Below are 19,190 nucleotides of genomic sequence, written 5' to 3' on the forward strand. Positions count from 1 at the left end.
GATTATCCCTCCAACAGTTTTTCTGCCGCCGCGATGGCCGCTTCGGCCCCGGCGAAATCCTTGCCACCGCCCTGCGCCATGTCGGGACGGCCTCCACCACCCTTGCCACCCACGGCTGGCACTGCAGCCTTCAACACGTCCACAGCAGAGATCTGACCGGTCAGATCATCGGTAACACCAGCCGCCACAGCCACCTTGCCATCATCGTTGGCAATCAGCAGGATCACGCCCGAGCCCAGTTTCTGCTTATGTGCATCGATCAACCCGCGCAGGTCCTTGCCGGAAACACCTTCCAGCGCCTGGCCCAGGAAGGTCTTGCCGCCGATTTCCTTGGTTTCGACGCCGCCCGCAGCACCGCCCCCCATGGCAACCTGCTGTTTCAACTGCGAGATTTCATTCTGCAGCGTCTTGCGCTCATCCATCAGCGCCTTGATGCGATCCATCACATCGACAGGCTGCGCCTTCAGCATGGCGGCAACCTCGGCCATGCGCCCGGCCTCGGCCTCAAGGTATTCAGAGGCCGCGGCGCCCGTCAGCGCCTCGATCCGGCGCACACCGGCCGAGGACGCGCTGTCGCCAAGGATCACGAAGGTGCCGATATCGCCGGTCTGCTTCACATGCGTGCCACCGCAGAGCTCGATCGAGTAAGTTTCCTTGTCGTGGCCCTTGCCGGTTGCGGCGCGGCCCATGGAGACCACACGGACCTCATCGCCATACTTCTCACCGAACAGCGCCTGGGCACCAAGGGCACGAGCATCGTCCGGAGTCATGATCCGGGTCTCGACCGGCGTGTTCTGGCGGATGAAGGCATTCACATCGGCGGAGACCTTCGTGAGTTCCTCGGTGCTCAGTGCCTTGCCGTGGCTGAAGTCGAACCGCAGGCGATCTTCGGCATTGAGCGACCCGCGCTGCGCCACGTGATCGCCAAGTGCTTCGCGCAGGGCCTCGTGCAAGAGGTGCGTGGCCGAGTGGTTGGCACGGATGGCGCTGCGGCGGGAATGATCCACCTCCAGCTGGGCCGGCGCATTCACCGTCACGATGCCGTCAACAACTTCGGCAAAGTGGATGAAGACATCGGCAGCCTTCTTGGTATCGGTAACGCGCAGGCGCCCGCCTTCGACACGGATTTCGCCGCTGTCGCCGACCTGGCCACCGGATTCGGCGTAGAACGGGGTCTGGTTCAGAACCACTTGAACCGTGTCCCCCTTGCCCGCCTCGCGCACGATGGCCCCATCCTTGACGATGGCAACGATCTGGCCTTCGGCGCTCTCAGTTTCATAGCCCAGGAACTCGCTCGTGCCATGCTCATCGGCGATATCGAACCACAGAGTGCTGTCGGCGCTTTCGCCCGAGCCGGACCAAGCCGCGCGTGCCTTGGCCTTTTGCTCTGCCATGGCGGCATCAAAGCCGTCGGTGTCCACCTCGCGGCCCTTTTCGCGCAGGGCGTCCTGGGTCAGATCCAACGGGAAGCCGTAGGTGTCATAGAGTTTGAAAGCTGCGGCCCCTGGCAGAGCTGCACCCTCGTCCAGATCCGCCAGTTCCTCATCCAGCAGCTTGAGGCCGCGATCCAGGGTCTGCTTGAAGCGGTTTTCTTCCAGGTGCAGCGTTTCCTGGATCAGCGCCTGCGCGCGGCCAAGTTCGGGATAGGCCGCGCCCATCTGCTGGACCAGCGCGGGCACCAGCTGGTGCATCACCGGATCCTTGGCCCCCAGAAGATGCGCATGGCGCATGGCGCGGCGCATGATGCGGCGCAGCACGTAGCCACGGCCGTCATTTGAGGGCATCACGCCATCGGCAATCAGGAAGGAGGTGGAGCGCAGATGGTCGGCGATCACCCGGTGATGGACGTTCTGATCGCCGTAGGGATCGACGTTGGTCACATCCGCCGAGGCCTCGATCAGCGCCTTGAAGAGATCCGTATCGTAGTTGTCATGGCTGCCCTGCAAGAGCGCACCGATCCGTTCCAGCCCCATGCCGGTGTCGATGGACTGCATGTCCAGCGCCTTCATCGAACCGTCCTCGAACTGCTCGTTCTGCATGAAGACGACGTTCCATATCTCGATGAAGCGGTCGCCATCCTCATCGGCGCTGCCCGGAGGGCCACCCCAGATGTGATCGCCGTGATCATAGAAAATCTCGGTGCAGGGGCCGCAGGGGCCAGTCGGCCCCATCTGCCAGAAGTTGTCGGAGGTATCGATGCGGATGATCCGATCCTCGGGCACGCCGACCTTCTTCCAGATCTCGAATGCCTCGTCATCGGTGTGATAGACAGTGGTCAGAAGACGGCTCTTGTCGATGCCGAATTCCTTGGTGATCAGCTCCCAGGCAAAGGGGATCGCCTCGGTCTTGAAGTAATCGCCAAAGGAGAAGTTCCCCAGCATTTCAAAGAAGGTATGGTGGCGCGCGGTATAACCAACATTGTCGAGGTCATTGTGCTTGCCGCCGGCCCGCACGCATTTCTGCGCTGTGGTGGCGCGTTTGTAGTCGCGGTGCTCCAGCCCGGTGAAGAGGTTCTTGAACTGAACCATGCCTGAGTTGGTGAACATCAGGGTGGGATCGTTGCGCGGCACCAGCGGGCTGGAGGACACGATCTCGTGGCCCTGCTTGGCAAAGTAGTTCAGGAATGTGGATCGGATGTCGTTCAGCGTCGCCATATGCGGGATCCCTTTTCGGGCTTTGTCAGGGTTTCAGGCAGGTTTAGCCCCCCGCGCGGGCACTGTCCACTGCCCAGAAAGCGAAAAAGGGTGCGGCCAATCCCGCACCCTTTTGCTGTCACTCACGATCCTGGTTGAAGCGCTTTACGCCTCCAGGATGTCGTCGTCGGCAGCGCCGTCAGGGCGATCGAAGTCCAAACCATGCGCAGCGCGGATCTTGTCTTCGATGTCATAGGCGATTTCGGAATGCTCACGCAGGAACTGCTTGGCGTTTTCACGCCCCTGCCCGATCCGCTCATCCCCGTAGGAGAACCAAGCGCCGGACTTGTTCACCACCCCGGCCGCAACGCCCAGGTCCAGCAATTCCCCCATCTTGGAGATGCCTTCACCATACATGATGTCGAATTCCACCTGTTTGAAGGGCGGCGCCACCTTGTTCTTCACCACTTTGACGCGGGTGGCGTTACCGACCACCTCGTCCCGGTCCTTGATCGAGCCGATGCGGCGAATGTCCAGGCGCACGGAGGAATAGAATTTCAGCGCGTTGCCGCCGGTTGTGGTTTCCGGAGAGCCGAACATCACGCCGATCTTCATGCGAATCTGGTTGATGAAGATCACCATGCATTTGGAGCGGCTGATCGATCCGGTGAGCTTGCGCATGGCCTGGCTCATCAGGCGGGCCTGCACGCCGACGCTGGAATCGCCCATGTCGCCTTCGAGTTCGGATTTCGGCGTCAGCGCCGCAACCGAATCCACGATCACCATATTGACCGCGCCCGAACGCACCAGAGTATCGGTGATTTCCAGCGCCTGTTCGCCCGTGTCGGGCTGCGAAATCAGCAATTCGTCAAGATCGACGCCCAGCTTGGCCGCATATTGCGGATCCAGCGCATGTTCGGCGTCCACAAAGGCGCAGACCCCGCCCTTTTTCTGTTGTTCTGCAACACAGTGCAGCGTCAGCGTGGTCTTACCCGAACTTTCCGGACCGTAGATTTCGATGATACGGCCCATGGGCAGACCACCGATACCAAGGGCGATATCCAGCCCCAATGACCCGGTCGAACTCGCCTCGATCTCCTGGATGGCATTGCCGTCCCCCAGTTTCATGATCGACCCCTTGCCGAACTGCCGCTCAATCTGGGCCAGCGCGCTGTCCAGCGCCTTCTGCTTGTCACCGCTCACTTTGTTTTTCATGGTCAAAAGATCCGCCATAGTCCCTTGTCACCTTCTATGTGTCATACCCTTGGGGTCGCGGCAATCACTTGCTTTGTTCGCCTCTTGTTCTTTATGGGGGCAAAACGAGAACACTTCAACCAGAATATTCCACAATGCGCCATTTACAACCGAGGCGAGCACTGCTACGACTCGTCTTTAGGGTGTTTTCGCAAGGGTGGATACGCGTTGCTGGTGTTTCACGACGAAAGATTGGTTCTTCTGTCGGTTCCCAAGACCGGAACCACCGCCTATCAGGCTGCTTTGCGGGACCGGGCCGATATCGTAGTTGCGGATCCGCCTGAGTTGAAACACGCCACGGTTATTCGCTATTCACGCTGGTTTCGTCCCATGTTCGAACGGGTCTGTGGCACGGAAATGGAGCTGATGGCAGTGGTCCGTGAACCGATCAGCTGGCTTGGCAGTTGGTACAGGTTTCGCCAGCGCCCCTTCATGGATGGCAAGCCGAACTCAACCAAGGGCATTTCCTTTGACGATTTTGTAGGCAGCTATTGCACCGGGAAACCGGCAGCCTTTGCCGATGTTGGCAGCCAGGCAAAATTCCTTGAGCCGCGGACCAACGGCAGCGCCGTGACGCATCTGTTCCGCTATGAAGATCAACCTGCCATCCAGGACTTTCTGGAGGACCGGCTGGGGATGAAGCTGGAGTTGGAAATCCTGAACGCCAGCCCCCCGATGGAGCTGACTCTCACTCCCAGGACAGAACGCATCCTGCGACGCAAACATGCGGCGGACTTTGACCTGCACGCAAGTATCGGCCACCAAGCAGAAATGCCTCTTCTCAGGTCTGCCGGAGGCCGGGGATAGGCGCCGCCCCTTTTCGGCTGCATCATGGATTTGACTAGCCGGATCCAAAGAAAATCGGCCTGATGATCTGTGTTGCTGCCGCATCAGTGCTGCCCCATCCCAAAAACGGTAGGGGAGAATGGCCGCACGTCCGGCAGGTCTGGCGGGAGCCAAATCCCAGTTTCTGTTATGTCTTGGCGTACTTCGGATGGAACCGCTCACAGAAACCCATTCTATGCGACGCGTATAAACTCCGGGATATATCAACGGCCTGGAAACCCTGGCGAAGGAGCAATGGGCTCGTCGCCTAGTGCAGTTGCGCATGAACCGTTTCGGTCAGCTGGCTGAGCGAGAAGGGCTTGGGCAGGAAGACAGAGTTCGGCACATCCGGTTCGGAATCGCCAAAGGCCCCCTCCGCATAGCCCGAGACAAAGACCACGCGCGTATCGGGGCGATCCTTCAGGGCTTCACGCACCCAGCTTGGCCCATCCATGCCCGGCATCACCACATCGGTCACGAAGACATCCACCGTCAGGCCGGGATCCTCAAGCGTGCGCAGGGCATCTTCGGCGGATTCCGCCTCCAGCACCGTGTAGCCGCGCATCCGCAAGGCCCGCGAGGCGAAGGCCCGCACCGGCGCCTCGTCCTCCACCAGCAGGACCACGCCCTCGCCGTGTTGTGCCGCGGGGGCGTCCTCTTTCTGCGGGACGACTGCGGGCGCTTCCACGGCCTCCTGCTTGTGCACCGGGAAATAGAGCGTGAAGCGTGTCCCCTGCCCCTTGACCGAGTCGATGAAGATAAAGCCACCGGTCTGTTTGATGATGCCATAGGCGGTCGACAGGCCAAGACCGGTGCCTTCGCCGGTGCGCTTGGTGGTGTAGAAGGGTTCAAATACCTTCTGGATCTTGTCCGGATCGATACCGACACCTTCGTCGGACACCTTGATCGTCACCCAGTCACCTGCCGGAACCGTGGCCCGGTCGCGTTCCAGCGGCGCATCCAGCGTCACCGCCTCGGTCTCCACCCGGATTTCACCACCATTGGGCATGGCATCGCGGGCGTTCACCACCAGGTTCATCAAGACCTGCTCAAGCTGCCGCTTATCGGCCCGGATCGAGCGCATCACCGGATCATGGCTCAGCGTCAGCGTCACCTTTTCGCCCACCAGGCGGTTCAGCAGATGGGTCAGGTCCGACAGGGTATCGCGGACATCCAGGATCTCGGGCTGCAGCGTCTGCTTGCGGGAAAACGCCAGAAGCTGGCTGACCAAGGAGGCCGCGCGATTGGCATTCTCATGAATCTGGATCAGATCGCCATAGTCCTGATCGCCTTGATCGTGGCGCAGCAGCAGCAGATCGCAGTGGCCGGAAATCGCCGTCAGCAGGTTGTTGAAGTCATGGGCGACCCCACCTGCCAGCTGGCCAATCGCCTGCATCTTCTGGCTTTGCACGAATTGCGCTTCCAGCGTCTTCAATTCGGTCGCGTCATTGAGGACGGCAATCAGAACCGGCGTGCCCTCTTCGAAGGTACGGGTCAGCGTCACCTGCACGAAGACCTCCTTGTCGCGGCGCGACAGGCGCAGGAATTCGGATTTGTTCGAGGCAAGACCGTCCGCCGTATCGCGCAGCCAATCGGCCATGGGGCGCCCCAGCCCTTCCATCAGCTGGCCCAGTTTTAGATTGTCGCGCGTCTCCACCCCCAGAAGCCGCACCGCCATCTTGTTGAGCGACAGGATATCACCCGAGGGCGCCACCTTGAGGAAGGGGACCGGCATCTCCTCCAGCCCGGGGGCGCCACCGCCCAGACCGGCGGGATCCACCTCCATCAGGTAGAGTTCGCTGCGCCCCTGCGTGCTGTTGCGCTCGCTCACGACCACCTCGACCGGGCCGCTCTGGGTCACGATCGTATTGATCTGACCGGGATTGATGGGCAGCGTATTGAACAGCCGTTCGGTGGATTTCACCCGCTCGCCGATCAGTTTGCGGGCCGCTTCGTTCATGAACAACACCGCGCCCGAACGCCCCACGGTGATCATCGGAATGGGCACCGCCTCGGAGGCACGCCCGCCGCCTGCACGCTCGGCGATATCCTCGATCCGCCACAGGAAGCTGCCACCCTGCATCTGATGCACCGCAAGGCGCACGTGACCGCGTCGCGTCACGATGTCTTCGCGGGCAGCGCCCAGCTTGGCGGCCTGGCTTTGCAGACGGAACAGGACCGCGGTGGGATTGGCCAGGACCGAGCGCAGGGTGCCGCCCAGCGTTTCCTGCTTGCCTTCCTGGAACCGTTTCAGGGCGGCTTCGTTGCAGGCATGAATGCGGCCCTCGTCATCGGCCACAAAGGTTGGTGTTGCGTCCTTTTCGATAAAGCCGGTCAGAAGATCCGCCGCCATGGCGCGCGCGTTGAGCCGCATGCGCGTCTGAAACACCATCAACAGCGCCACCGCCACCAGGGTCAGCGCCACCGCCAAAAGCCCACGCGCCACCCAATCAGGTATGGTCAGCACCCAAGGCGCCAGCAACAGCCCCATCGCCAGCACCACCACCAGAGCCAAGCGTTTTGTTTCCGGGGAAGAGACCCGCAATGAAGGGACGGAGGAAGTGGGGCGACCTGTCATTGCGGCTCCGTGAAAAAGACAAGATGCCGCCTATACGCGGCCATCAAGGTTAAGGCCACGTTAACAGCCTCGTGACCCTCATTGCAGCGATACTTATCAATCCGGCTTTGTTCGCGTCAACAGAGCTGCATAAAACCCGTCGGTTCCGTCCTGAACCTGCCAGGATCGCTCTTGCAGCACCTGCCAGCCCGGAGTACGTGCCAGGAAGGCGTCCACCTGGTCACGGTTCTCTTCCTTCAGCATCGAACAGGTCGCATAGGCAAGCATCCGTCCCGGAGCAACCAGGGCGGCCGCCTCATCCAGAATGCCGGCCTGCAGGCCACGGATCTCGTCCAGCCGCTCTGGCGTCAGGCGCCACTTCCCTTCCGGGGCGCGGCGCCAGGAGCCGGATCCCGAACAGGGCGCATCGCATAGCACCAGATCGAATGGCGCCATGGCGGCAATCCTGCCGCTGGTCACGCAGTCGATCCGCGCCCCTGCCCGGTCGGCGCGCGCCGGAATATCCTTCATCCGCCCCGGATCCACGTCATGGGCCACCAGCCGGATCTGCGCCCTTGCCGCCATGGCGAGGCTTTTGCCGCCGCCGCCCGCGCAATAATCCAGCACGGACATGCCGTCCTGCAGAGGCAATAGATCGACCACCGCCTGGCTGGCCGCATCCTGCAGTTCGACCACACCGTTTTGATAGGCTGCGGCATTGCGCAGCTTGCGCGCACCCTCTGTCACCTGCAGCGCAGTGGGGGACGCCCCATGCGGCTGCGCCACAATCCCCTCTGCCGCAAGGGCGGCAATGGCCTCTTTGACCGAGGATTTGCGCAGGTTAACCCGCAGATGCACAGGCGCCCTTTGACGCAGGGCCCGTGCCGCCGCCTCGGCGTGCTCCCCAAGGCTGGCGCTGAAGGAGGGCCAAAGCCAATCGGGGATGTCCAAGGCTTCTGCCGGGGAGCCAAAGGGCTGCGGCTCTTGCCGTTCCTGATCGCTCAGCGGCCCTGGGGCATGGCCTTGGCCGGTGAACATCGTGTCAGGGTCAATCCCCGCCTCGCGCAATGCCCCCAGGATCAAGCCACGCCCGGAATGCGCCCCGCCCAGCACAGCATGAGAGCGCATGGAGCGCAGCGCAGAAAACACGTGATCGCGAACCGCTGCCCGATCCTTGGACCCGGCAAAGCGGCTGCGTCGCCCCCAGCCGGTCAGCGCCTTTTCCGCAGGCGTGCCTTCGATCACCTGATCCAGGATCTCGATCGCGGCCTGCAGGCGGGCGGCAGGGGTCATGCCCCTGCCCCGATGCGGAGCGGCTCAGCCATAGTGATCACCCGATCCGGTAGTTCGGGCTTTCGCGGGTGATCTGCACGTCGTGCACATGGCTTTCCTTCAGGCCCGCGCCGGTGATCTTCACGAATTGACAGTTGTGGCGCATGTGCTCCACCGTGGCGCAGCCGGTATAGCCCATGGCCGCGCGCAGACCGCCGACCAGCTGGTGGATCACGGCACTGGCAGACCCCTTATAGGGCACCTGGCCTTCGATGCCTTCGGGCACCAGCTTGTCGCTGGCGGCATCCTTTTGGAAATAGCGGTCGGCAGAACCACGCGCCATGGCGCCAAGGCTGCCCATGCCGCGATAGGATTTGAACGACCGGCCCTGATAGAGGATCACTTCGCCCGGGCTTTCATCGGTGCCCGCGATCATCGAGCCGACCATGGCGCAGGAGGCGCCGGCGGCAATCGCCTTGGCGAAATCGCCCGAGAACTTGATGCCACCATCGGCAATCACCGGGGTGTCACCGGCAGCGCCAGCGCAATCCATGATCGCGGTCAGCTGCGGCACGCCGACACCGGCCACCATGCGGGTCGTACAGATCGAGCCCGGCCCGATCCCGACCTTGACCGCATCGGCGCCCGCGTCAATCAGGGCACGGGTGGCTTCGGCGGTGGCCACATTGCCGGCAATCACCTGCACCTGGTTGGACAGCGCCTTGATCCGCTTCACCGCTTCGATCACCCCGGCCGAGTGACCATGGGCGGTATCGACGACGACGACATCCACGCCCGCGTCAATCAGCGCCTCGGAACGTTCGAAACCGGAGTCGCCCACGGAGCTGGCCGCCGCAACCCGAAGACGTCCCAGATCGTCCTTGCAGGCGGTGGGGTTCAGAACCGCCTGTTCGGTGTCTTTCAGGGTCAGAAGACCGGTCAGCTTGCCGTCCTTGTCGGTGATCAGCAGCTTTTCGATCCGGCGCGATTTCATCAGCGATTTCGCCTCTTCGCGGTCGGCGGGCTCTTGCAGGATCGCCAGCTTCTCCGAGGTCATCATCACCGAGACCGGCGTCTTGTCATCGCTGGCAAATCGCATGTCGCGGTTGGTCACGATACCAACCACCCGGCCGTTGTTGTCCACCACCGGAAAGCCGGTGACGCTGTAGCGTTCCTGCAAAGCCTTGGCATCGGCCAGGGTCTGATCGGCGGTCAGGGTGATCGGGTTGTAGACGATCCCGCTTTCAAAGCGCTTCACCCGGCGCACCTGGCGGGCCTGCTCGGCCGCATCAAGGTTCTTGTGAATAACGCCCATGCCACCGGCCTGGGCCATGGCAATCGCCATGCGATCCTCGGTCACCGTATCCATCGCCGAGCTGAGCAGCGGGATGTTCAGTGAGATCGAGCGCGTCACGCGCGTGCGCGTATCCGCCGTGCTGGGCAGCACTTCGGACGCCCCCGGAACCAGAAGAACATCATCAAAAGTGAGAGCCTCACGAATCTGCATTTGTCATCCCCATGCAAAACCCCGTTTGGCGGTGACCCTATGGCACAGAAGCGCAGGATGGAAAAGAGGCCGCGACAATTATTCCTGCCCCCGCTTGCGGCGTGCTGCCGACTGCCAGCGGAAAACTCGGGGCTAGTGGTTCAAAACAACCACAATATCTTTGCACCATGCCGGTGCCGGATCGTGAAATGACGCGACCTGCCTGTCCTGCGGCGCAAAACGCCCTATGCTGCGCATCACAAGCATACCCCAAAAAGGCACAGGCATGGCTGACGATCCTCTTGTTGTGTTTACCCCCTCCGGCAAACGGGGGCGGTTCCCGGTCGGCACCCCGGTTCTGACCGCCGCGCGGCAGCTGGGGGTCGATCTTGATTCCGTCTGCGGCGGCCGCGGCATTTGTTCGAAATGCCAGATCACGCCGTCTTATGGCGAATTCTCCAAATTCGGCATCACGGTTGCAGACGACGCCCTCAGCGCCTGGAACAAGGTGGAACAACGCTACAAGGACAAGCGCGGGCTGATCGACGGGCGCCGCCTTGGCTGCCAGGCCCAGATCGAGGGCGATGTGGTCATCGATGTGCCGCCCGAAAGCCAGGTTCACCGCCAGGTGGTGCGCAAACGGGCCGAGGCGCGCGATATCGTCATGAACCCGTCGACCCGCCTGTTCTATGTCGAGGTGGAAGAGCCCGACATGCACAAACCCTCGGGCGATCTGGAGCGCCTGACAGAGGCGCTGCGGGTACAGTGGGAGCTCGAAGGCGTGCAATGCGACCTGCACATCCTGCAACAGATGCAGCCGATCCTGCGCAAAGGCGCCTGGAAGGTCACCGTCGCCGTGCATCTTGGCGATGCCACCACCCCGCCCCTCATCATGCAGATCTGGCCCGGCCTTTACGAAGGTGCGCTCTATGGGCTGGCTGTGGACCTTGGCTCCACTACCATCGCAGCCCATCTGTGCGATCTGAAAACCGGAGAGGTCGTCGCCTCCTCTGGTATCATGAACCCGCAGATCCGCTTTGGCGAAGACCTGATGAGCCGTGTGAGCTACGCCATGATGAACAAGGGCGGCGATCAGGAGATGACCCGCGCAGTGCGCGAAGGGATGCGGCAGCTGTTCACCCAGATCGCCGAAGAGGCCGAGACCACGACCGATCTGATCGTAGATGCGGTCTTTGTCTGCAACCCGGTGATGCATCACCTGTTCCTTGGCATCGACCCGTTCGAGCTGGGCCAGGCGCCCTTTGCGCTGGCCACCTCCAACGCCCTGTCCCTGCGCGCCAGCGAGCTGGAGCTGAACCTCCATCCGGCAGCACGGGTCTACCTTTTGCCCTGTATCGCGGGCCATGTGGGCGCCGATGCCGCCGCCGTCGCCCTGTCCGAGGCCCCCGACAAATCCGAAGACCTGGTGCTGGTGGTCGATGTGGGCACCAATGCGGAAATCCTCTTGGGCAACAAGGAGAAGGTACTGGCCTGTTCCTCCCCAACCGGACCCGCGTTTGAGGGCGCGCAGATTTCCAGCGGCCAGCGCGCGGCGCCCGGCGCCATCGAGCGGGTCGAAATAGATCCCGAAACCAAGGAGCCGCGGTTTCGGGTGATCGGATCGGACCTGTGGTCGGATGAGCCAGGCTTTGCCGAGGCGATCGCCACCACCGGGATCACCGGCATCTGCGGCTCGGGCATTATCGAGGCGATTGCCGAGATGCGCCTTGCGGGTGTGCTGGATGCCTCGGGGCTGATCGGCTCGGCCGCGCAGACCGGATCCAGCCGCTGCATTCAGGATGGGCGTACCAATGCCTATGTTCTGTGGGATGGCTCCGCCGATGGCGGACCCACCATTACCGTCACCAACCCGGACATTCGCGCCATCCAGATGGCCAAGGCGGCGCTCTATTCCGGTGCACGGCTGCTGATGGACAAGTTCGGCGTCGATACAGTGGACCGGGTGGTTCTGGCCGGCGCCTTTGGCGCGCATATCTCCGCCAAACACGCGATGGTGCTGGGCATGATCCCCGACTGCCCGCTGGAGAAAGTCACCAGTGCCGGCAATGCCGCGGGCACCGGCGCACGAATTGCCCTTTTGAACACCAAAGCCCGGCGCGAGATCGAAGAGACCGTGCGCCGGATCGAAAAGGTGGAAACCGCGGTCGAGCCGAGGTTCCAGGAGCATTTCGTCAATGCCTCTGCCATTCCGAATTCGGCGGAGCCTTTCCCGATCCTCGAAAGCATCGTCACCCTGCCCCAGGTCAATTTCAACACCGGCGGCGGCGATGGCGCCGCAGACGGCGGTCGCAGGCGCAGACGCAAGCGGGGCTGATCGCCCACCTCAACCAAAGATTGCGACACCCTCGCCTTCTCAGCTAGGCTTCCCATAGTTTTTATTGGGAAGCCTATTCATGTCACGCAAACTGATTATCTGCCTCGATGGCACCGGCAATGAAGTCGAAAAGAATGAAAGCAACATTCTGCGGCTTTATAAGTGTCTGAAACACGATGAAAATCAGCTGATCTACTATGAGCCCGGCGTCGGCACCCTGTCGACCCGCCCCTTTGCCCGGACCCTGTTTGCCAAAACCCGCCTGGTGATGGGGCTTGCCTTTGGCCTTGGCCTTCATGCCAACGTGCTGCACGCCTACGCCTTCCTGTGCGAGAATTACCGCGAAGGCGACAAGCTCTATTTCTTCGGCTATTCCCGCGGCGCCTATACGGCGCGGGTGCTGGCCGGGTTCATCAATGACTTCGGCCTTGTCGCCCCGCATGAGCTGCATCTGATCGGCCCCGTGTTCAAGGCCTGGCGCAAACTGCGCCAGGACGGCCCGCGCGCACAATTCGCTCCCCTGCGCATTTCCGAGCAGTTTTTCCATATCCGCCGTGCGCCCATCCGTTTCCTGGGGCTGTGGGATACGGTCAGTTCGATGATCCGTTTCAAGATCGGCGGCGGCAGCCTGATCGAGTTTGGCACCCATTCCAGTGTCGATGAGAACCCCTCGGTCGAGGCGGTGCGCCATGTGCTGTCCATTGACGAGACCCGCCGTTTCTTTCGCCACCAGCCCTGGACGGAGGGGCAGCTCTACTACGGAAACCGGTTCAAAACCCGCAAGGAACCGCCCCCGCAGGACATCAAACAGGTCTGGTTTCCGGGCACCCATACAGACATGGCCGGCAGCGTTCCCGAGGCAGAGGCAGGCCTGTCGAAACTGACGATGGAATGGATGCGGACCGAGCTGGACGGATTGGGCGTCGACAGCCTGGTCTTTCGCCAAACCTTCTACGACCGCTATGTGCGCGGCGTCGAGGACAAGGTCACCGAGCGCATGAAACTCGAGATTTCCAAACCAAGTGCCACGGCGAAGCTGCATAGCCAAATGCAGCTCAGAAAGGGCTGGCCGATCCTCGAGATATTTCCCGGCCTCACCTCTCGCAGCACCTGGCCCGACCAGAAAGGCTGGCTTGGCTATTACATCCCTTTGGGCCAGTACCGGCACATTCCCGAAGATGCGGTGATCGATCCATCCTTCCATGAACGCCGCAGCGATCCCGCGCTGCGATACGATCCGCCGAACCTGACGGGCCGAGACAGCCCTGAGCCGCCGGAAACAGGGCCGTAATCGTGGAATGACCCGACCCGATGATTTCTTCGGGCAGATTATCTGCCAGGATCACATTGCTCTGAGGTCACATCCCCGTCCGTTTGGCACGGTACGCAGGTTTTGCCAGCCGGAAAGGTTGGTCTTCCGGGCTCTTGGCGCCGCGATGCAGGGCGTCAAAGCAGGGCTTCGCGGGACCTCCCTGTGCCAATGCACTGGGTTTCCGCGCTGATTGAGCAGTCGTCGTGGTCGGCTCTGCTAGCCGATTTTGTACCGCGCCCCTCCCAAAGACTTACCTGATTGTAGGATCCGCATGTTAGGCTGGTCGCTGGTTTTTATGGAGTAGTGTTATGACCCATGTTCTGATTGTTGATGATGAGCCGCTTCTGCGGGAGGAACTCCAGGAGGCGCTTGAGCTTGAGGATATGGAGGTATCCGTCGCAGGGTCGGTCGCCGGCGCGCTGAAACACTGCGCGCAAACGGCCTTTGATGTCGTTGTCACCGACCTCAAGATGCCAAATGCCGGCGGCCTTGAGTTGTTGCGTCAGCTCAGCCAGGACAAGTACAAGGCCGCCATGTTCGTCGTCAGCGGCCACGGCGCAGAATCGTCGCGCGAAGAGGCCATGTCCCTGGGGGCGCTTGCCTGTTTCGCCAAGCCGATCGACCCCGACGACTTGATCGAAGCCATCAACGACGCCGTTTGAGGCCTGCCGTAGGTATGGCGCGCCACCCATCCGTGCTTTCCGCCTATCCTTTCGGTTATATTAAATAATTTCATAGGGATAGGAACTCAGAAACAGCATTGTGTGCAATTGCATACCTGGCTCACAGTGAGACGGAAACGTTAACTTGGATGGAGTTGTAGATGACTTTGAGTACACAATACGAAACCACTGCCGGCCTCACTGTTCTTGTTGTGGATGATGACAAGGACGCATTGGAAGAGCTGCAGGATATTGTCGATCTCGAAGGCTGGAGTGCAATCATTGCGGATAGCGTCGACATGGCGCTGGAAGTGTTGGAGTGGTATCCTCACATTTCCGTTGTGGTGACGGACGTTCACTTCGTCGATCCCTCGGGCGACACCTCCAACGGCTTTCAGCTGATGTCGCGGGCCAAGGCCCGGTTCCCGGAACGCGAGTTGAGCTTCGTCGTCCTGAGCGGCGATCCCTCGGCGCAGAAGTCTACGGCGCAGACAGGTGCGGTAGACTTTCTGTCCAAACCGCTGGACCCCGATCAACTGATCGCAGCGGTGCGTATCGGGGCTGAAAAAGCCGGCACCAAATCCGCCCCCCCGGCCTGGGCGGAAACCGGCGAGGATCTGCTCAAGAAGGTGCAGCGCATCACCCGGGAAGTGCACGCCGCCAATGTCCAGTCTACCGGAGATGTCGCATGAAGGTGCTTTTTGCCTCGATTGCCGCCCTTTCCATGGCCCTCACCACCCCGGCACAGGCCGGGGAGGTACCCGGAGGAAACGAAGTCACCTTTGGCATCGTGCCACAGCAGTCGGCCAGCCGCCTGGCCCGGATGTGGGGGCCCTTTCTGGAGGAGTTGAGCCAGCAAACCGGCACCACCTTCCGCTTTCGCACCACGAAGGACATCCCGACATTCGAGGCCTGCCTGGCTGCGGGAGCCTTTGACTACGCCTATATGAACCCGATGCACTATGCGATCTTTTCAAGCGAAGCCTCCTATCGTGCAATCGCCCACCAGGAAGGCAAGCGGCTGAAAGGCGTGATGGTCGCGCGGGTGGATTCCGAATTTTCCGAAATCGCCAGCCTGGATGGTCAGAACATCGCCTTCCCGTCGCCCGGTGCCTTTGGGGCCAGCATTCTCAACCGCGCGTCATTGCAGCGGGTCAACGTGAGCTACACGCCGTCCTATGTCAAATCCCATGACAGCGTATACCGGGCCGTGGCCGCGGGGCTCATGGCGGCAGGCGGCGGTGTGACCCGGACCTGGAACGCGCTCGATCCCGATGTGCGCGCCCAGCTCCAGATCATTCACGAAACCGAAGGGTTCACACCGCATGCCATCGCCGTCCACGAGGGCATCGATCCGGCGCAGATCGACAAGGTGCAAGCGGCCCTTCTGAGCATGCCTGCCTCGCACCCGGATCTGGTCAAGGGCATCGGCATGAAGGGGTTTGTCGCGGCAGCAGATTCCGATTGGGATGACGTCCGGGCTCTGGGCATGGACAGAGAGGAGACGGGTATCAAGCATGAAGGAGATATCGCATGTCCTTCCGGCTGAAAACCATCTTCGGAATTGCCCTGATCGAACTCACGGTCATGGCGGTTCTCATCGGGATCAACCAATTCGCCCTTGGCGGGTCTGCGGCAACGCAGCTGTACCAGCGGGCAGAGGCCACAACCCGTGTCTTTGCCAATACCGTGGCCGACGCGGTGATCGCGACCGACCTGGCAACCCTGGATGCCACCATCGACACAGCCGTCTCCAGCGAGGATCTGACCTATCTGCGCGTCAGGAGCCTGTCGGGCATGGTGCTGTCACAAGGCGGTGCCGAGGAGGCACTTGAAGCGCCCTTTGTTCGCGACGCGAGCTTTGACGATGCCCGCAGCGACCACGTGATCGATATCGATCTGCCCATCCAGGTCGCGGGTACCAAATTCGGAACCATCGAGCTTGGCCTGTCGACCCTGGCCGTTGAAAAGGAACTGGCGCAGGCCCTCTACTGGAACATCCTGATCGCGGTGATCGGCATGTCCTTGGTTGCGGTCTTCGGCTTTGGCCTGGGCACGATCCTCACTCGGCAATTGCGCTGGCTGCGCCAGGGCGCCCTGGACGTTGCCCGCGGCAATCTGGACAGCCAGATCGAGGTCAAGGGGCGGGACGAGTTGGCCGATACGGCCAAGTGCTTCAATTACATGGCTCAGACCCTGTCTCGCGACCGCCGGATCCTGCAGGATCAGCAGGACGAACTCTTGGCCAAACGCGCGCGCGTGGAGGTTCTGGTCGGATGCCTGCGCGACATTTCCCAGCATGGCGAAACCATCGAGGTGCCCGACACCGACCGGCCGGATGAAATCGGGGATATGGCGCGCGCAACGGTCGTGTTCCAGAATGCGATGCAGGCGATCGAACAGGCCCGGCGCGAACAACAGCAGCTGATCTCTGCCTTCGACCAGGTTGAAGAACAGGTCGCCATTTTCGGAGAAGACGGGCAGGTCATGTTCCTGAATGCAGCCTTCCGTTCCTTCAACAAAGACATCCTTGCGGCCTTGCCCGATGATTTTACCCTGCGCAGCTTTCTGGAAACCGGGCTGGAGCAGTCGGCCTTCCCCGGCGTCGAGGAGCCCGCAAAATGGGTGGAGGAGCAAATCGGCCGCACCCATGGTGTGCCGCGTGAGATCCGCCGCGATCCGGACCGGATCCTTCTGACCGTGCAATCCTATGTCAAGGGAATCGGCATCGTGATTTCGGCCCAGGACATTACCGACTTACGGCATTCGGAACATCAACTGATCCATGCCTCCAAATTGGCAACCCTGGGTGAAATGGCCACCGGTGTTGCACATGAGCTGAACCAGCCGCTTGGTGTGATCCGCATGGCCTCCACGACCTGCGTCAAACGTATCGACAAGGACAAGGCGGATCTTGAGTATCTGCGCGGCAAACTGGTTCGCATCGGAGAGCAGACCGCCCGGGCCTCGCAGATCATCAACCACATGCGGATTTTCGGCCGCAAGGCAGAGGGCGTCAGCCATCCCTTCGACCTGCGCGACAGCCTGCAGGAAATGTCGGCCCTGGCCCGCACGCAATTGCACACCCTTGATATCTCGCTGAAGCTGAACCTGCCCGAGACATCGGCAATCGTTCTTGGAGAAAAGGTCATTTTTGAGCAGGTTCTTCTCAACCTGATCAGCAACGCGCGCGATGCCATCGAAGCCAGCGAGGCGGGCAAGGGTGAGATCTCGATCACCGCAGACTTTGCCACCGATCAAGGCCATGTGATCGAGGTCCGCGACACCGGCGGCGGCATTCCCGAAGATATCCTGGACAAGCTGTTTGAACCCTTCTTCACCACCAAGGGGCCCGGCAAGGGCACTGGACTGGGGCTTTCGATCAGCTTTGGCACGATCCGCGACATGTCCGGCATGATCTCTGCCACCAACGAAGACGGCGGTGCCTGTTTCAGAATTACCCTGCCAGACGCCGGGGAAGAGCTGCAAACGGTCGATTTGCCCGCCGCCTGAGGTCCGGCACGGCGACAGAACGCGCTCCGGATCATGGTCGCACAGAATGTCTCTGCGCGCCTCAAGATGAACTGGGCTTTCCACAATACCCCCGGTCCGGCCAAGAAACCTGGCAAAGCTTTCAGTCCTTCTGCGCTATCCAAAGGGGACTGCGCCCTCTCGGCAGAGGCACCCGATTTTGCATAGGTGAGGCTGGGCGCGGGCCTAAGCGACGGCACCCGCAAATAGCAAAAGGCCGGGGGTAATCCCGGCCTTTCACTGTCCTTCTTCTCACCTCAATCAGGCGCGGCGGCGGCGGCCTCCGGCGCGGCCACCTCGGCCACGGCCCTCTTCACCGGCTTTCGCAGGCGCCTTGTTGGCAGCGATCCAGGCGCCACCGTGGGGGTCGTTGTTGGTCAGAAGGTTGGCGGCACGGATTGCCTCCATCTCCTTGCCCGCACGCGGCTGGGTGGAGCCGAGGCCGAACAGGGTGACGAAGGTCTCGTCATCGATACCTTCAGGCAGGATGATGCCGGCGGCAGTCACCTGTTCCTTCTTCTCGGCGATCGCCTTCTGCGTCACCGGCAGGGCCACCGGGTTCATGATGGCCGAGGTCATGCCCGCCCCCATCGCCATCGGCAGGAAGGCGTTGTTGATGCCATGGCGGTTGGGCAGACCGAAGGAGATATTGGAGGCCCCGCAGGTGGTGTTCACCCCCAGTTCCTCGCGCAGGCGGCGCACCAGGGCAAAGACCTGCAAGCCGGCGGTTGCCATGGCGCCGATCGGCATCACCAGCGGATCCACCACGATGTCATGGGCGGGAATGCCGAAATCGGCGGCGCGTTCGACGATCTTCTTGGCCACGGCAAACCGCACATCGGGGTCTTCGGAAATCCCGGTGTCATCGTTGGAGATCGCCACGACCGGAACGTTGTATTTCTTCACCAGCGGCAGCACCAGTTCCAGCCGCTCTTCCTCGCCGGTGACGGAGTTCAGCAGGGGCCGCCCCTCAGCCGCCTCAAGACCTGCCTCCAGCGCGCCGGGCACCGATGAGTCGATGCACAGCGGCACATCGACCAGCCCCTGCACCAGTTCGACAATCTTGCTCATCAGCGGCGGTTCGGTCTCGTTGGGGTTGGGGTTCGAGTTGTAGACGACGCCCGCATTGATATCGAGGATATCGGCCCCGGCCGCGACCTGCGCCAGGGCGTCCTTTTCCACGGTGGAGAAATCGCCCGCTTCCAGCTCGGCCGCCAGTTTCTTGCGCCCCGTGGGGTTGATCCGCTCGCCGATCACGCAGAACGGCTCATCAAATCCCAGGACAGCGGTTTTTGTTTTTGATTCAACGACAGTACGGGTCAT

13 protein-coding genes are annotated in these 19,190 nt (G+C 61.6%); 7 read left to right on the forward strand and 6 right to left on the reverse strand.

Annotation, left to right across the window (positions count from 1 at the left end; translation table 11 throughout):
- Window positions 1–2: 2 nt before the first annotated feature.
- Both alaS and recA read right to left on the reverse strand, forming a co-directional pair.
- The gene (gene alaS, locus PXK01_RS00260) at window positions 3–2,654 is read right to left on the reverse strand and encodes an alanine--tRNA ligase (RefSeq protein WP_274858392.1); all 2,652 of its coding nucleotides are present in this window, start codon (window positions 2,652–2,654) and stop codon (window positions 3–5) included.
- Window positions 2,655–2,798: 144 nt separating this feature from the next.
- A complete protein-coding gene (gene recA, locus PXK01_RS00265; RefSeq protein ID WP_274846826.1) occupies window positions 2,799–3,866 on the reverse strand; it encodes a recombinase RecA in 1,068 nt (355 codons plus the stop codon).
- An 18-nt stretch (window positions 3,867–3,884) separates the two neighbouring features.
- On the opposite strand from recA, the gene PXK01_RS00270 reads away from it, so the two are divergent.
- Window positions 3,885–4,694 (forward strand): gamma-glutamyl kinase, encoded by an 810-nt coding sequence (locus PXK01_RS00270; protein ID WP_342456169.1) that lies wholly within the window; start codon window positions 3,885–3,887, stop codon window positions 4,692–4,694.
- 286 nt (window positions 4,695–4,980) lie between these two features.
- On the opposite strand, the gene PXK01_RS00275 is transcribed toward PXK01_RS00270, so the two are convergent.
- From PXK01_RS00275 to guaB, 3 genes are all read right to left on the reverse strand, one after another.
- The gene (locus PXK01_RS00275; RefSeq protein ID WP_274858393.1) at window positions 4,981–7,290 is read right to left on the reverse strand and encodes an ATP-binding protein; all 2,310 of its coding nucleotides are present in this window, start codon (window positions 7,288–7,290) and stop codon (window positions 4,981–4,983) included.
- A gap of 96 nt (window positions 7,291–7,386) precedes the next feature.
- A complete protein-coding gene (locus tag PXK01_RS00280) occupies window positions 7,387–8,562 on the reverse strand; it encodes an RsmB/NOP family class I SAM-dependent RNA methyltransferase (RefSeq protein ID WP_274858395.1) in 1,176 nt (391 codons plus the stop codon).
- Between the two features lie 37 nt (window positions 8,563–8,599).
- A complete protein-coding gene (guaB, locus tag PXK01_RS00285; RefSeq protein WP_274846823.1) occupies window positions 8,600–10,048 on the reverse strand; it encodes an IMP dehydrogenase in 1,449 nt (482 codons plus the stop codon).
- 265 nt (window positions 10,049–10,313) lie between these two features.
- On the opposite strand from guaB, the gene PXK01_RS00290 reads away from it, so the two are divergent.
- The 6 genes from PXK01_RS00290 (at window position 10,314) to PXK01_RS00315 (ending at window position 17,849) form a co-directional block, all read left to right on the forward strand.
- Window positions 10,314–12,362 carry an ASKHA domain-containing protein gene (locus tag PXK01_RS00290; RefSeq protein WP_274846822.1) on the forward strand — a complete coding sequence of 683 codons (2,049 nt, stop codon included), beginning with the start codon at window positions 10,314–10,316 and terminating at the stop codon, window positions 12,360–12,362.
- A gap of 79 nt (window positions 12,363–12,441) precedes the next feature.
- Window positions 12,442–13,653 carry a DUF2235 domain-containing protein gene (locus tag PXK01_RS00295; protein ID WP_274858396.1) on the forward strand — a complete coding sequence of 404 codons (1,212 nt, stop codon included), beginning with the start codon at window positions 12,442–12,444 and terminating at the stop codon, window positions 13,651–13,653.
- Window positions 13,654–13,982: 329 nt separating this feature from the next.
- Window positions 13,983–14,336 (forward strand): response regulator, encoded by a 354-nt coding sequence (locus PXK01_RS00300; RefSeq protein ID WP_274858397.1) that lies wholly within the window; start codon window positions 13,983–13,985, stop codon window positions 14,334–14,336.
- A gap of 161 nt (window positions 14,337–14,497) precedes the next feature.
- Window positions 14,498–15,028: a response regulator gene (locus PXK01_RS00305; RefSeq protein WP_274846819.1), complete on the forward strand. Its 531-nt coding sequence runs from the start codon at window positions 14,498–14,500 to the stop codon at window positions 15,026–15,028.
- Window positions 15,025–15,885: a phosphate/phosphite/phosphonate ABC transporter substrate-binding protein gene (locus PXK01_RS00310; protein ID WP_274858398.1), complete on the forward strand. Its 861-nt coding sequence runs from the start codon at window positions 15,025–15,027 to the stop codon at window positions 15,883–15,885. Before PXK01_RS00305 ends, PXK01_RS00310 begins: the two co-directional genes overlap by 4 nt.
- Window positions 15,870–17,849 (forward strand): ATP-binding protein, encoded by a 1,980-nt coding sequence (locus PXK01_RS00315; protein WP_274858399.1) that lies wholly within the window; start codon window positions 15,870–15,872, stop codon window positions 17,847–17,849. Before PXK01_RS00310 ends, PXK01_RS00315 begins: the two co-directional genes overlap by 16 nt.
- Window positions 17,850–18,128: 279 nt before the next feature.
- Here PXK01_RS00315 and PXK01_RS00320 read toward each other — a convergent pair whose 3' ends face one another.
- Window positions 18,129–19,190, reverse strand: a complete 1,062-nt coding sequence (locus PXK01_RS00320) for a methyltetrahydrofolate cobalamin methyltransferase (RefSeq protein ID WP_274846816.1) — start codon at window positions 19,188–19,190, stop codon at window positions 18,129–18,131.

The sequence above is a fragment of the Phaeobacter sp. PT47_59 genome (assembly GCF_028890025.1).
In the GTDB taxonomy this organism is placed as follows: Bacteria; Pseudomonadota; Alphaproteobacteria; order Rhodobacterales; family Rhodobacteraceae; genus Phycobacter.

Excerpts from the sequence above, each read along its gene's own strand:
- PXK01_RS00300 (WP_274858397.1), top strand. The coding sequence starts at position 13,983 with ATGACCCATGTTCTGATTGTTGATGATGAGCCGCTTCTGCGGGAGGAA.
- PXK01_RS00275 (WP_274858393.1), bottom strand. The coding sequence starts at position 7,290 with ATGACAGGTCGCCCCACTTCCTCCGTCCCTTCATTGCGGGTCTCTTCC.
- PXK01_RS00270 (WP_342456169.1), top strand. The coding sequence starts at position 3,885 with ATGTGTCATACCCTTGGGGTCGCGGCAATCACTTGCTTTGTTCGCCTC.
- PXK01_RS00310 (WP_274858398.1), top strand. The coding sequence starts at position 15,025 with ATGAAGGTGCTTTTTGCCTCGATTGCCGCCCTTTCCATGGCCCTCACC.
- PXK01_RS00315 (WP_274858399.1), top strand. The coding sequence starts at position 15,870 with ATGTCCTTCCGGCTGAAAACCATCTTCGGAATTGCCCTGATCGAACTC.
- guaB (WP_274846823.1), bottom strand. The coding sequence starts at position 10,048 with ATGCAGATTCGTGAGGCTCTCACTTTTGATGATGTTCTTCTGGTTCCG.
- PXK01_RS00290 (WP_274846822.1), top strand. The coding sequence starts at position 10,314 with ATGGCTGACGATCCTCTTGTTGTGTTTACCCCCTCCGGCAAACGGGGG.
- PXK01_RS00320 (WP_274846816.1), bottom strand. The coding sequence starts at position 19,190 with ATGACCCGTACTGTCGTTGAATCAAAAACAAAAACCGCTGTCCTGGGA.
- PXK01_RS00305 (WP_274846819.1), top strand. The coding sequence starts at position 14,498 with ATGACTTTGAGTACACAATACGAAACCACTGCCGGCCTCACTGTTCTT.
- alaS (WP_274858392.1), bottom strand. The coding sequence starts at position 2,654 with ATGGCGACGCTGAACGACATCCGATCCACATTCCTGAACTACTTTGCC.
- PXK01_RS00295 (WP_274858396.1), top strand. The coding sequence starts at position 12,442 with ATGTCACGCAAACTGATTATCTGCCTCGATGGCACCGGCAATGAAGTC.
- PXK01_RS00280 (WP_274858395.1), bottom strand. The coding sequence starts at position 8,562 with ATGACCCCTGCCGCCCGCCTGCAGGCCGCGATCGAGATCCTGGATCAG.
- recA (WP_274846826.1), bottom strand. The coding sequence starts at position 3,866 with ATGGCGGATCTTTTGACCATGAAAAACAAAGTGAGCGGTGACAAGCAG.